General features: G+C 66.6%; 10 protein-coding genes and 1 tRNA gene. All 11 read right to left on the bottom strand.

Annotated features, from left to right (window positions below; genetic code table 11):
- Positions 1-74 precede the first annotated feature (74 nt).
- A complete protein-coding gene (gene mdoH / locus AC3RCE_RS20750; RefSeq protein ID WP_369643322.1) occupies positions 75-2,093 on the bottom strand; it encodes a glucans biosynthesis glucosyltransferase MdoH in 2,019 nt (672 codons plus the stop codon).
- Positions 2,066-3,577: a glucan biosynthesis protein G gene (locus AC3RCE_RS20745; protein WP_492255418.1), complete on the bottom strand. Its 1,512-nt coding sequence runs from the start codon at positions 3,575-3,577 to the stop codon at positions 2,066-2,068. The genes mdoH and AC3RCE_RS20745 overlap by 28 nt, the downstream gene beginning before the upstream one ends.
- 238 nt (positions 3,578-3,815) lie before the next feature.
- Positions 3,816-5,231 (bottom strand): sigma 54-interacting transcriptional regulator, encoded by a 1,416-nt coding sequence (locus AC3RCE_RS20740; protein ID WP_218296047.1) that lies wholly within the window; start codon positions 5,229-5,231, stop codon positions 3,816-3,818.
- A gap of 18 nt (positions 5,232-5,249) precedes the next feature.
- Positions 5,250-5,882, bottom strand: coding sequence for a hypothetical protein (locus tag AC3RCE_RS20735; RefSeq protein WP_492244553.1), 633 nt, complete (start codon positions 5,880-5,882; stop codon positions 5,250-5,252).
- Between the two features lie 55 nt (positions 5,883-5,937).
- Positions 5,938-7,398, bottom strand: coding sequence for a sensor histidine kinase (locus AC3RCE_RS20730; RefSeq protein WP_492255417.1), 1,461 nt, complete (start codon positions 7,396-7,398; stop codon positions 5,938-5,940).
- A 22-nt stretch (positions 7,399-7,420) separates the two neighbouring features.
- Positions 7,421-8,764, bottom strand: coding sequence for a tRNA (N6-isopentenyl adenosine(37)-C2)-methylthiotransferase MiaB (miaB, locus tag AC3RCE_RS20725; RefSeq protein WP_492253835.1), 1,344 nt, complete (start codon positions 8,762-8,764; stop codon positions 7,421-7,423).
- A 95-nt stretch (positions 8,765-8,859) separates the two neighbouring features.
- Complete coding sequence (locus AC3RCE_RS20720) at positions 8,860-9,297, bottom strand: hypothetical protein (RefSeq protein WP_218296044.1); 438 nt, start codon at positions 9,295-9,297, stop codon at positions 8,860-8,862.
- A gap of 199 nt (positions 9,298-9,496) precedes the next feature.
- A tRNA-Met gene (locus AC3RCE_RS20715) sits at positions 9,497-9,573 on the bottom strand.
- A gap of 25 nt (positions 9,574-9,598) precedes the next feature.
- Positions 9,599-10,378, bottom strand: a complete 780-nt coding sequence (locus AC3RCE_RS20710) for an enoyl-CoA hydratase (RefSeq protein WP_218339678.1) — start codon at positions 10,376-10,378, stop codon at positions 9,599-9,601.
- A 105-nt stretch (positions 10,379-10,483) separates the two neighbouring features.
- Positions 10,484-12,295 carry a M61 family metallopeptidase gene (locus tag AC3RCE_RS20705; RefSeq protein WP_369643321.1) on the bottom strand — a complete coding sequence of 604 codons (1,812 nt, stop codon included), beginning with the start codon at positions 12,293-12,295 and terminating at the stop codon, positions 10,484-10,486.
- 76 nt (positions 12,296-12,371) lie between these two features.
- The gene (locus AC3RCE_RS20700; RefSeq protein ID WP_218296041.1) at positions 12,372-13,100 is read right to left on the bottom strand and encodes a DsbC family protein; all 729 of its coding nucleotides are present in this window, start codon (positions 13,098-13,100) and stop codon (positions 12,372-12,374) included.
- Positions 13,101-13,123: the final 23 nt, after the last annotated feature.

Raw genomic sequence — 13,123 nt, 5'->3', positions numbered from 1 at the left:
AATATAGCAAAATAAAAAGCCGGCATGCATGCCGGCTTTTTTTGTGGGCGATGTGATCGCGAGGAGGCGGCGGACTAGGCTGCCTTCAGCATCGGCTGTGCCAGGCGGCTGGCATGCAGCCATGCGCGGCGCAGCACGGGGGGCGACCAGGACTCCTCGGGAATCAGCAGCAGGCGCTGTGCGCGCATCGCCTTGCCCAGCGCGATCTGGCTGGTGAGCACGGCCAGCGGAATCGCCAGCGCCAGGGGCAGGCCCACGGGCATCAGCCACAGGAGGGCGCTGCTGTCGATCAGCGCAACACCCAGCGCCAGCAGGCCGATCACCACGCTCATGGGGGCCAGCTGGCGCACGGCATGGAGCCAGGGCACGGCGTGGGCCTCGCGCGGAGGCGATTTCCATTCCAGCTTCAGGCCCGTGAGCGCGATCAGTACGAACAGCGAATGCGCCAGCATGCGGATGGGGGCCTGCAGGATGGCCAGCACGCTTTCGAGCGCGGCGCTCTTGAGCAGGCTGAAGGCGCCGCCGTACTCCTTTTGCTCGCGGCGCATGAACACCGCGGCCACGCCCAGGATGCGAGGCAGGAACAGCATGCACAGCGTCCATGCCCACAGCGAGAGCAGTTCGGCCGGCAGGATGTGCCAGTCGGCCACGAGCTTGGCGCCCGAGAGCCACAGCGCCGTGCCCAGGGTGAGGAAGGCCAGCCACAATGGGGCCGAGAGGTAGGCCATGGCGCCCGTGATGAACATCGAGCGGTGCACGGCGTGGAGGCCGGGCTCGGCCATGAGGCGAGCGTTCTGCAGGTTGCCCTGGCACCAGCGGCGGTCGCGTTGCAGTTCGGCCAGCAGGTCGGGAGGCTGTTGCTCGTAGCTGCCGACCAGGTCGGCCACCAGCCACACGTGGTAGCCCGCGCGGCGCATCAGGGCTGCTTCCACGAAATCGTGCGACATGATGCCGCCCGCCAGACCGCCCTTGCCCTTGATGGGCGCGAGTGCGCAATGCTCCATGAAAGGAGCTACGCGGATGATGGCGTTGTGGCCCCAGTAGTGGGATTCGCCCAGTTGCCAGTACTGCATGCCCAGGGTGAAGAGGCGGCCTGTGACGCGCGAGGCGAACTGCTGTGCGCGGGCGTGCAGCGTGACGTGGCCGATGGCCTGCGTGGCTGTCTGGATGATGCCGGCGCCCGGGTTGGCTTCCATCAGCTTGGCCATCGAGACGATGCAGTCGCCGCTCATCACGCTGTCGGCGTCCAGCACCACCATGTAGCGGTAGTCCTTGCCCCAGCGGCGGCAGAAGTCGGCCACATTGCCGGCCTTGCGGTGCGTGCGGCGGGTGCGCAGGCGGTAGTACACCTGCACTTGCGGCTGCTGGCCGTGCTGGGCGAGGGCATCGCGCAGCGCCTCCCATGCGGCACGCTCGGCCTGGGCGATGGCGGGGTCGTAGCTGTCGGACAGCACGAACACGTCGAAGGTGGCACCGTGGCCGGTGGATGCGACCGACTCGCACGTGGCCCGCAGCCCGGCAAACACCGTGGCCACATCTTCGTTGCAGATCGGCATGATGATGGCCGTGCGCGCGTCGGGCGCCAGTTCGTGCTCCAGCACGCTGCGCACGGACAGCGCGTGCCGGTCACCGCGCAGCATCACCCAGAAACCCATCAGGCCGGTAAGGAAACCGGTGACCACCCAGGCGGAGAGCAGCGCAAACAGCGCGATCTGGCCGTACCCCAGCCAGGCGTTTTCATAGTCGGGCTGCACGCCCGCAAACAGAAAGCTGGCCAGGGCCGTGGTCAACGCGGTCAGCACGGCAAAGGTCCAGCGGCGGCGCTGCGCGGCGCCCTCCCAGGCCTGGGCCACGGCGGGGGCCGCGGGCAGGGCCGGGTGGGGCGCTGCGCTGCGGCCTGTCAGGCGCAGCAAAAGGGCGGTGCCCATGCTGTTCCAGAAGCCGCGCCAGGGAAGCGGTGCCATGGAGCCCCGGTTGACCGGGGGCGCGGTCACGGCATTGGGGTGCCGTTCCTCGCGCAGCGTGCTGCGCGGGATGCCGACAGTTCGGTGCTGCTGTAGGGGGCTTACTCGGGAAGAATGATGTGCGTCCATGTTTCACTCACAGCGTGGTTGTCGTGTTGAAGAAAAGCGCGCAGCTCGATCGGGCGATCGGCCTTTTGGCGCTGTACGCGAACGGTCATGCGCCACTGCTCGGTGGCGGGATTGCGGTAGACGATGTTTTCAAGCACCTTGCCGTTGGCATCGCTGGTCACCACGGCCTTCACGGGGGCGTCGGCGGGCAGGGCCTTGAGGGCGGGGCCGTCGAAATCGACCACGTACTGGGCCTGCTGGCGCAGGGCCTCGGCGGTTTGTTTGGTGTAGCCCATGCCCCGGCGCGATTGCGTGGCCCAGGCCCCGGGGGGGCGCTGCTGCTCGTCGCCCTGCCAGCTCAGCTCATAGGCAAATTCCAGGGGCTGGCCGGGAGCCGGCATCTGGGCCGGAACCCAATACGCAACGATGTTGTCGTGTGTCTCGTCGGGGGTGTGGAGCTGCACCAGTTCCACACGGCCAGCGCCCCAGTCGTGCAGGGGGCGCACCCAGGCGCTGGGGCGGCGCTCATACCGGGCTTCCACGTCCTCATAGTTCGACCACTGGCGGTCGCGCTGCATCAGGCCAAAACCCTTGGGGTTTTGGGTGGCAAACGATGTGACCAGTGTCTGCCTGGGGTTCTGCAGCGGCCGCCACAGCCATTCGCCCTCGCCCGTGGCGATCATCAGGCCGTCGGAGTCATGCACTTCGGGCCGGAAGTCGTCCTTGCGGGGCTGGTTCTCGCCAAAGAAGAACATGCTGGTCAGCGGCGCGACCCCGAGCGCGGCGATGGGCTTGCCGGAGCCGGGCCGAACAAAAATGCGGCTGCGCACGGTGGTGGTGGTCTGCGCGCCGGGCTGGATGTCGAAGCGGTAGGCGCCGGTGGCGCGGGGCGAATCCAGCAGCGCGTACACCGTGACCTGTGTGGACAAGGGGTCGGGCCGTACCAGCCAGAACTCGGTGAAGCGCGGGAACTCCTCGCCACTGCCGCCCACGGTGTCGATGGCCAGCCCCCGGGCCGACAGGCCGTACTGCTGGCCCTTGCCCAGCGCGCGGAAGTAGCTCGCGCCCTGGAAGACCACCAGCTCATCCTTGTAGGCGCTGGAGTTGAGGTGGTTGTGCAGGCGAAAGCCTGCAAAGCCCAGGTCGCCCCAGGCCTCAGGCCGCACCTGGTTCTTGCCATAGTCGAAGTCCGCACGGCTGTAGCCGATGTGGCGCGCGCCCTGCGGCGTGATTTCGTTGATCAGCACCGGCTCTTTCTGGTACAGGCCCAGGTGGAAGAACATGGCCTCGAACGGCAGCTTCTCGGTGCGCCACAGGGCGCGGTCGGGGCGCCAGCGGATGTCGCGCACCTGGTCGTAGTTGAGTTTTGCGAGGTCGGCGGGCAGCTTGTCGCTGGATGCGCGATACGGCTTCTGTGCCCGCTCCCGGGCGAGGCGGGTGACGCTGTCGAAATCGAAGCCTTGCGCCTGCGCAGTGCCTGCGAGCAGGGCGGCGGCCAGCGCCATCACGGCCCGCGGGAGGCGGCCGATGGCGCGTGAACGGAGAGAAAAAACAGCTTGCATGCCGGAACTAGGGCAAACCCTGTGCCAGCTTGAAAAAACTGTTCTAAATCAAATGCTTAGGCCATCAATTGCATGTAAGCAGATGTGCAACCCCGCCATGGGAGCCGAAATGCCGTCTTTTTGTCGCCATCTGGCGACAGTGAATGGGGTCGCGGCTAAAAAACTCAGATAAATCAAATGCTTAGTCGTGTCGCCCATCGGCGACGTCGTCGTTGTCCGGGGCGTCATTCTTGAAGTTTCCGGGGGTCAGCGCGTGTTTTTGCAGCAGCCGGTAGAACTCCGTGCGGTTGCGCTGCGCCAGGCGCGCCGCATCGGCCACGTTGCCGTCCGTCATCTTGAGCAGGCCCACCAGGTACTCGCGCTCGAAGCGTTGCCGGGCTTCGGCAAAGCTCAGCACCTGGGTGGACGGCGTGCGCAGTGCGCGCTGCACCAGCGTCAGGGGCACCAGAGGGGTGGTGGACAGCGCGCACACCTGCTCGACAACGTTGTAGAGCTGGCGCACATTGCCGGGCCAGGCGGCCAGGGTCAGGGCCTTGAGCGCCTCGGGCGCAAAGCCTGACAGGCGCTTGTCGTACTTGCGCGCCAGCTTGTCCAGAAAGTGGTTGGCCAGCAGCGCGATGTCCTCGCGCCGGTCTGCGAGGGTGGGCAGCATCAGCGTGACCACGTTCAGGCGGTAGTACAGGTCTTCGCGGAACTGGGCCGTGGCCATTGCTGCCTCCAGGTCGCGGTGCGTGGCCGAGATGATGCGCACGTTGATCGGGATCGCCTGGCTGGCCCCCACGGGGCGCACCGCGCGCTCCTGCAGCACCCGCAGCAGCTTGACCTGCAGTGCGGGGGGCATGTCGCCGATCTCGTCCAGCAGCAAGGTGCCGCCTTCGGCGGCCTGGAACAGCCCCTTGTGGTTGCTCACCGCGTCGGTGAAGGCGCCCTTGACGTGGCCAAACAGTTCGGACTCCAGCAGGGCCTCGGGGATGGCGCCGCAGTTGACCGCCACAAAGGGGTGGCTCGCACGGGGGCTGGCGCGGTGGATGGCCTGGGCCAGCAGCTCCTTGCCCGAGCCGCTGTCGCCCAGCAACAGCACGCTCGCATCCGACTGGGCCACCATGTAGGCTTCGGCCAGCAGGTCGGTCATGCGGTTGGAGCGGCTCACGATCTCGGCGCGCCATGCCTCGTTGGCATGGGCATGTGCCACCGCAGGGGCGCTGAGCGCCAGGGCCTGGGCGATTTTCTCGAGCAGCTCCTTGCCGTCGTAGGGCTTGGTGAGGTAGGTGAACACCCCGCGCGACGTGGCTTCCACCGCATCGGGAATGGTGCCGTGGGCGGTGAGCAGGATGACCGGCAGCGAGGGGTGGCGTGCACGCACTTCGTCGAACAGCGCGAGTCCGTCGCGCCCTGGCAGGCGCACGTCGCTCAGCACGAGCTGGGGGCGCGCCATGTCGAGCTGGGCCAGCGCGGCCTCGGCCGAGCCCACGGCCACCACGTCGTATCCGGCGGCATGGAGCCGCAGGGACAACAGCCGCAGCATGTCGGCGTCATCGTCCACCACAAGAATGCGGGCGGCGGGCGTTGCGCGGGAGGGGCGGGGAGTGGCTGCCATGGTCGTTGTCTCGCAAGCTCAGGGGGCCGGGCGCTGCGGGCTGCTGCCCGGGGTTGATGCCGGTGTGGCAGGAAGCGGGGCGGGGCGCGTGGTCAGGCTGCGTTCGATGGCGCGCACGGCCTCCAGCCGTTCGTTGAGCTGGTCGTTGCGGCGCTGTGCATCGCGCAGTTGTTGTGCCTGCCGCTCCAGCTGGTCTTCAAGCCGGCGTTGCTGCAGCAGCCGTGCCTCCATGAGGCGCGCCAGGGGGTGCAGGGGCTGCGCCGCGGCAGCGGTGTTGCCCATCACGCGCTGCACCAGCCCGAGGGCACGTGCCGTATCGACGGGCTGGCGTGTCTGCGCAAGCGCAACAGCCAGAAGAAGCGGGGTTTCCGCCGTCGCGTCTTCCGCCTCGCCGAGGCGGGCGATTTCCCTGGCCAGTTCTGCAGCGGGCATGCGCAGCGTCCGGTCGGCCTGGGCCAGCACCTGCAGCACCGGTTCGGCGGCCTGGGTTGTGCCGGCGGCCGCGGCCTCGCCCGCCGGGAAGGACTCCGGTGCGTCCGGGGCCGGGGCGGCAACCGCCACGATGGGGGCGGGCGCTCCTGCCGCCGCTGCTGCCGCCTTGGGCGAGGTGGCATTGCAGCCCGTCAGCACGAGCGCTGCGGCCAGCGGCAAGATCCATGCAGGGGAATTCAGCGCTTGCTGGCCGGCAGGGCGGCAAGGGACATAACTAGGCGGCATGTGGTAGTTCCATGCGAAAAAAGGAGTGGACGCCGTCTTCCACCAGCCGCACGCGGCCACCGTGGGCAACAACGTACTCGTGGACGATCGAAAGCCCGATGCCGGTGCCTCGCACTGCATCGTCGGGCTGGCGTATACCCCGGTAAAAGGGTTCAAACACGCGGTCGCGGTCGGCGCTGGCCACCCCGGGCCCCTGGTCGGAGACATCCACGCGCACGTGGTCGGCGTGGCGCGAGAGGGACAGCCGCACCGTTCCGCCCTTGGGGGAGAAACGGATGGCGTTGGACAGCAGGTTGCTGACGGCCGAGGCGATTTTGTCGGCATCGATCTGCAGAGACACAGCCGGTCCCTCCACCAGCACGCGCAGGCCACGGGCCTGCCATTGCAGGCGCTGGGCCTCCACCTGGGCCTCCAGCAGCGCAAGCAGATCGGTGTCGCGCCGCTGCAGCTGGCGTGCCTCGAACGCCGCGGCATTGAAGCGCAGCAAGGCTTCGATCTCCCCCTGCAGCACCAGCGTGTTGTGGTGCAGGATCTGCGTTACTTCGCGCTGGCCGGCGTTGAGCTCGCCGGTCACGCCGTCCTGCAGCAGCGCCACGCCTTCCCGCAGCGCGGCCAGGGGGGTCTTGAGCTCGTGCGAGACATGGCGAAGAAAGCGGGCCTTGTCGGCGTCCAGCTCCAGCAGCCGCAGCCGCAGCCATTCCAGTTGCTGCCCGACCCGGCGCACGTCGTCGGGGCCCGAGATCACCACGGGCGCCTCGAGCTGGTTCTCTCCCAGCCGCCGGATCGTGCCTTCGAGCCGCTTGAAGGGGCGGGCGAGCCAGATGCCCAGCGCCAGGGCCAGCACCAGGGCCAGGACGATCACCCCCACCACCTGGTGGGTCACGCTGCGGCGGCTCGCCTCGACCCGGTCCTGCAGTTCACGGTTGCGTTGGGCATTGATGTCCTGCACCGATTGCGCAATGGTGGTGTGCAGCGCCTCCAGCGTGATGAATTCTTCCGCCACCATCCGCTCGTTCTCCAGCGCCCGCTCTGGCGGGGCATCGAGCAGATCCTTGACGGCGTCCAGATGCCTGCGCCATTGCGCGGACTGCTCTTCGGGGAGTCCGCCCTTGTGCAGTTGGTCGAGAACGGCCAGCGCCTCCACGGACATCTCGTTGAAGCTGCGGCGCAGCGGCGCGTCCCGCAGCACCAGGGACTGGCGGGCCGCGCGCTCCAGCGCCTGCCCACGCTGGTTCAGCGTTTGGGCGGCCGTGCTCAGGGCTGTTGCCTCCGCGCCGCCGTGGCGGCTTTGCACCATGAGCTGTTCCAGCGTATAGAGCGCCCGCAGGGAGCTCACGCCCAGCAGGCCCGCTATGAGCAGGAACGCCAGGAGCAGCAGTTGCTGAAACGAGAGGCCATGCAGAGGGCCGTCGACCTTCTGCGAATCCGCGTGTGGCAGGTGTTCAGGCATTGCCACGGGTGTCTGCTGCGTCTCAGGCGGCGTATGCCGCCTCGCGGGTGCGCACTTCGCCGCGCAGCGTATAGGCCTTGGCCTCGGTGATCGTTACATCCACCATCTGCCCCACCAGGCGCGGCTGGCCCACGAAGTTGACCACGCGGTTGCACTCGGTGCGGCCCATGAGCTCGGTGGCGTCGCGCTTGGAGGCGCCTTCCACCAGGATGCGCTGCACCGTGCCCACGCGGCTTTCGCTGATGGACTTGATGTTGGCGTTGATCACGGACTGCAGGTGCTGCAGGCGGCGCAGCTTCACGTCGTGCGGTGTGTCGTCGTGCAGGCCGGCGGCGGGCGTGCCGGGGCGCGGGCTGAAGATGAAGCTGAAGCTGTTGTCGAAGTGGATGTCGTCGATCAGCTTCATCATCTTGTTGAAGTCGTCCTCGGTCTCGCCGGGGAAGCCGACGATGAAATCGCTGCTCATGGCCAGGTCGGGGCGGATGGCGCGCAGCTTGCGCACCGTGCTCTTGTACTCCATGGCCGTGTAGCCGCGCTTCATGGCCATCAGGATGCGGTCGCTGCCGTGCTGCACCGGCAGGTGCAGGTGGTTGACCAGCTTGGGGATGCTGGCGTAGGCCGCGATCAGGCGCGGCGTGAACTCGTTGGGGTGGCTGGTGGTGTAGCGGATGCGTTCGATCCCGGGGATCTCGGCCACATACTCCAATAGCAGCGCGAAGTCGGCGATCTCGGCGGTGCCGCCCATCTTGCCCAGGTAGGCGTTCACGTTCTGGCCGAGCAGCGTGATCTCCTTGACGCCCTGGTCGGCCAGGCCCGCGACTTCCACCAGCACGTCGTCGAAGGGGCGGCTGACCTCCTCGCCGCGCGTGTAGGGCACCACGCAGTAGCTGCAGTACTTGCTGCAGCCTTCCATGATGGAGACGAAGGCGCTCGCGCCCTCGACCCGCGCCGGAGGCAGGTGGTCGAACTTCTCGATTTCGGGAAAGCTGATGTCCACCTGCGGGCGGTCCAGGCGCTCGCGCTGGTTCAAGAGCTCGGGCAGGCGATGCAGGGTCTGGGGGCCGAAGACCACGTCCACGTAGGGCGCGCGCTTGATGATCTCGGCGCCCTCCTGGCTGGCCACGCAGCCGCCCACGCCGATCTTCACGCCGCGTGCTTTCAGGTGCTTGAAGCGGCCCAGGTCGCTGAATACCTTCTCCTGCGCCTTCTCGCGCACCGAGCAGGTGTTGAACAGGATCAGGTCGGCCTCCTCGGCGTTCTGCGTGGGCTCGTAGCCCTGTGCCGCGTGGAGCACGTCGGCCATCTTGTCCGAGTCGTACTCGTTCATCTGGCAGCCGAAGGTTTTGATAAAGACTTTTTTGGCCATGGCGGGCTCGCGATCAGGAAAGGGATAAGGCGGGGCGCCCGGCGCTCCGCAAGCATGCAATCGGCTGCGCCGTTGCGCAGGGCGCAGCCGCCGTGTTACTTCTTGATGGGGTCGGATTCCGCGCGGTAGTTGCGCTCGACCGTGTCACTGCCCTTGCGGGGTTGTTCGGCTTCACCCTGGGTCAGGATCCAGGCGGTGATCAGCATGCCGGTGCTGTTTTCGATGACGTAGTTCACCTTGTAGCTCTGGCCCAGCACCGTGTGCGCCATCACCAGCGTGTTCTGCGGGCTCAGCAGGCGCATGCCGGGTGCCATGCGGATGGTGCGGCCGTTGAGCGTGGCTTCCGACACCGTATTGAGGGTCAAGGTGCCGCGCAGGGCCGCATCAGGGAACGTGCGCATGCCTCCGAGGCCAGGCTGTACCTGGGCGGTGGCGGGCAGAGCGGCGTACACGAGGGCGCAAGCGAGCCCGGCGACGATGTGGTGGCGTAGGTTCCGTGCGGGAACGCGGTGGGGAACAGTGCAGCGATTCATGGTTTACATCCAGGGGCTGAAGGGAGAATTCTAGGGCGGACCTGCCGTTGGGGGTGCGTGAGCCAGCAAACCGTCCGAGGCGGGAAATGACCCCATCGGCTGTGGAGGGGCCTGCGCATTGTCAGGGCCAGCCCAGGCAACACGAAAGCCCGGCACCAAAGAAAAACCCACAGTGGGTTGCCGCACTGTGGGTTGGATGTGGTGGTCGTAGGTGGACTTGAACCACCGACATCAGCATTATGAATGCTGCGCTCTAACCAACTGAGCTATACGACCGTAGCCCCAGATTATAGAACAAAAATTATTGGTGTGTGAAGTTCGCTGTGCGTTTGTTCATGAAAGCGTCCATGCCTTCCTTCTGGTCCTGGGTCGAGAACAGGGCGTGGAAGAGGCGGCGCTCGAACATGACGCCGTCCGACAGGCTGCCTTCGAAGGCGCGGTTGACGGACTCCTTGGCCGCCATCACGGCGATTTGCGAGAAGCCTGCAATGATGATCGCGGCGCCCAGCGCCTCGTCCATGAGCTTGTCGTAGGGCACCACGCGGCTGACCAGCCCGGCGCGCTCGGCTTCCGCGGCGTCCATCATGCGGCCCGTCAGGGCCATGTCCATGGCCTTGGCCTTGCCGACGGCGCGCGGCAGCCGCTGCGTGCCACCCGCGCCAGGGATCACACCCAGCTTGATTTCAGGCTGGCCGAACCGGGCGTTGTCGGCGGCGATGATGAAGTCGCACATCATGGCCAGCTCGCAGCCGCCCCCCAATGCAAAGCCGCTGACGGCGGCGATCACGGGCTTGCGGATGGACCGGATGGCCTCCCAGTTGCGGGTGATGTAGTCGCCCTTGTAGGTGTCCGCAAAGCTGTACTTCGCCATCGCTCCAATGTCCGCGCCCGCCGCGAACGCCTTTTCGCTTCCCGTGACGATGATGCAGCCGATCTTCTCGTCCGCGTCGAAGGCCTTCAGCGCGGTGCCCAGTTCGTTCATGAGCTGGTCATTCAGCGCGTTGAGCTGCTTGGGGCGGTTGAGCGTGATGATGCCAACCTTGTCCGCCTCGGTGCGGACCTCGATGGTTTCGTAGGACATGGAAATCTCCTGGATTTATAGGTGGTTATGACGGCGTGAACGAATATACCCAAGCGAGGCTGCAGCGCGCGGAGGTAGGTAGAACACCGTACCGCGCAGCGGGAATCAGTTCAGCCAGCGCCCCACCGCGGCCGCGTTGGCAACCGACAGGCTGATCGTGTCCGGAACGGCAGGGGCTGGCACGGGGCCGCGGGCGGTTTTTCTGGGCGCGGAGGACGGGCCCCGGGACGGGAGTTCCAGCGCCAGGCGCAGCAGGCGGCCATCGCGCGCCACCAGGGCCGTCAATGCCGTCTCGGTGCCTGCATAGAACGCCACGTCCTCCAGCTTGCTGATGCGCCATCCCTGCTGGTTCACCTCGATGCCCAGCCATTCGTCGCCTGGCGTCATGCCCGCCTTTTCCGCGGCACCGCCGCGCAATACGGTCTTGATGTGCACGCTGTGGCTTTCTCCCACCCGCAGCCCGAGCCGCTGGGCCCATTGGGGTGTTTCGGCCTTGAGGTGCACGCCGTGGGCCGCCAGCAGTTCCGTCAGCGGAAGCTCCGTGGTGCCGTGCACCCACTGCGCCAGTTCAGCATCAAAGGATCGGCCGGCCAGCTCTTCCAATACCGCGCGCAGATCGTCCTCGGCCATGGGGCCGCCATGGCAGCGTGTCCAGAGCGCGCGCATGACCTCGTCCAGGCTGGTCTTGCTTTCGCGGCGCAGGGCGAGGTCCAGGCAAAGGGCCACCAGCGAGCCCTTCGTGTAGTAGCTGACGGTCGCGTTGGGCGTATTCTCGTCCTGGCGGTAGTACTTGACCCAGGCATCGAAGCTGGCCTGTGCCACCGTCTGTACGGCCCTGCCGGGGGTCTGCAGTACCTGGTTGATGGTCTTGGTGACCAGTTTCAGGTATGTGGACTCATCGATCAGCCCCGCGCGGCGCAGCAGCAGGTCATCGTAGTAGCTGGTGAAGCCCTCGAAGAACCAGAGCAGCTGCGTGTAATTCTCCCGCGAGTAGTCGTGCTCGGTGAACTCGGAAGGGCGCAGCCGCTTGACGTTCCAGGTGTGGAAGTACTCATGGCTGATGAGGCCCAGCAGGGTGGTGTAGCCTTCCGCGGCGCGTGTTTCCCCGAGCCGCGGCAGGTCGCGGCGCCCGCAGATGAGCGCGGTCGAGTTGCGGTGCTCCAGCCCCCCGTAGCCGTCCCCCACGGCATTGAGCATGAACAGGTAGCTCCTGAAGGGAGCCTTGCCATCGCCATGCCAGAAGCGGATCGCGGTTTCGCAGATCTTCTGGGTGTCCGCCAGCAGGCGCTTGCCATCAAACGATGGCGCCGCCCCGGCCACCACAAAGCGGTGCGCAATGCCCCCGGCCGTGAACCGGCCGATCCAGAACATGCCCATCTCCACCGGGCAATCGACCAGCTCGTCGTAGTCTTGGGCGGCATACAGGCCAAAGCCCTTTTTGTCGGCCTTGAGCGCGGCAAGCCCGGTGGCGACCGACCATCCGGCCGTGGCGGGCGTGCTGGCGATGTCGAGGGTGTGGCGTTGCTTTTCCTGTCCATGCACGCGCAGGCACAGGCTGGTGCCATTGAAAAAGCCCCGGGATGTGTCGAGCCAGGCCGTGCGCACGGAGGTGTCGTAGGCGCAGACGCAATAGGTCAGCACCAGGGGTTTGTCCACGCTGCAGTCCGCCTGCCACCGGTGCTTGTCCAACTGGATCAGCGCCACCTCGCGCTTGCCCTGGTGGGCCTTGAGCTCCTGCAGGTTCTTGGAGAATTCGCGCACCAGATAGCTCCCCGGAATCCAGACCGGCAGCGAGACCTCCTGCAGGGCCTGGGGACGGGTGATCGTCAGTGCCACGCGAAAGAGATGGGCGTACAGGTCCGAGGGCTCGACGCGGTAGTGGATGGCGGCGGGTTCTGGCGTGCGGGAAGAGGGCATGAGCAGCTGCAGGTTCAGGCTTGCGGGCAGATGGCACAGCCCGTGGGAGAGGGCGTCAACGGCGGCGCAACGCGGGTCAGTTCGCTGCGGAGGGTTCGCTGCTGGCCTCGGCCAGGCGCTTTTCCACTTCCTTCGCACCGATCGCGCCCGGCACGCGGGCCCCGTTGGCAAAGATCAGCGTGGGGGTGCCCGTGATCTTGTGCTTGCGCCCAAAGGCCAGATTGCGCTGCAAGGCACTGGTGTCGCAGCTTGCCGCAGCCGCGGGCTTGTCCCGCACCATCAGGTCCTGCCAGGCGGTCACAGGGTCCTTGGCGCACCAGATGTTGCGCGATTTTTCGGCGGAGTCTGGGCTGAGGATGGGGTACAGGAACAGGTAAACCGTCACGTTGTCCACGTTCTGCAGGTCGCGTTCGAAGCGCTTGCAGTACCCGCAATTGGGGTCTTCAAAAACGGCCACCTTGCGTTTCCCGTCGCCCCGCACGATGGTGAAGGCATCCTTGAGGGGCAGGGCGGAGAACTCGACCGCGGTGAGTTTGGCGATGCGGTCTTCCGTCAGGTTGCGGCGCGCCTTCGCATCGATCAGCTCGCCCTGGATCACATAGTTGCCCTTGGCATCGGTGTAGAACAGATCCGTCCCGATGCGCACTTCGTACAGGCCCTTCATGGGCGTGGGGCGCACTTCGTCGATCTTGTCCATTTGCGGAATGCGCTCGGCGAGGGCCTTGCGGATATCTGCCTCCTGCGCGGAGGCGGCAATGCCTGAAGCCAGGGCGGCTGCGGCGAGCAGGGTGGGAATCAGTTTCATGTGTTCTTGTTCCGGAGATCTGT

The organism is Acidovorax sp. GW823-FHT05D11, from assembly GCF_058795695.1.
This window is presented reverse-complemented; position numbering and strand designations above follow the sequence as displayed.

Excerpts from the sequence above, each read along its gene's own strand:
- miaB (WP_492253835.1), bottom strand. The coding sequence starts at position 8,764 with ATGGCCAAAAAAGTCTTTATCAAAACCTTCGGCTGCCAGATGAACGAG.
- AC3RCE_RS20710 (WP_218339678.1), bottom strand. The coding sequence starts at position 10,378 with ATGTCCTACGAAACCATCGAGGTCCGCACCGAGGCGGACAAGGTTGGC.
- AC3RCE_RS20745 (WP_492255418.1), bottom strand. The coding sequence starts at position 3,577 with ATGGCGCTGGCCGCCGCCCTGCTCGCAGGCACTGCGCAGGCGCAAGGC.
- AC3RCE_RS20700 (WP_218296041.1), bottom strand. The coding sequence starts at position 13,100 with ATGAAACTGATTCCCACCCTGCTCGCCGCAGCCGCCCTGGCTTCAGGC.
- mdoH (WP_369643322.1), bottom strand. The coding sequence starts at position 2,093 with ATGGACGCACATCATTCTTCCCGAGTAAGCCCCCTACAGCAGCACCGA.
- AC3RCE_RS20720 (WP_218296044.1), bottom strand. The coding sequence starts at position 9,297 with ATGAATCGCTGCACTGTTCCCCACCGCGTTCCCGCACGGAACCTACGC.
- AC3RCE_RS20730 (WP_492255417.1), bottom strand. The coding sequence starts at position 7,398 with ATGCCTGAACACCTGCCACACGCGGATTCGCAGAAGGTCGACGGCCCT.
- AC3RCE_RS20740 (WP_218296047.1), bottom strand. The coding sequence starts at position 5,231 with ATGGCAGCCACTCCCCGCCCCTCCCGCGCAACGCCCGCCGCCCGCATT.
- AC3RCE_RS20705 (WP_369643321.1), bottom strand. The coding sequence starts at position 12,295 with ATGCCCTCTTCCCGCACGCCAGAACCCGCCGCCATCCACTACCGCGTC.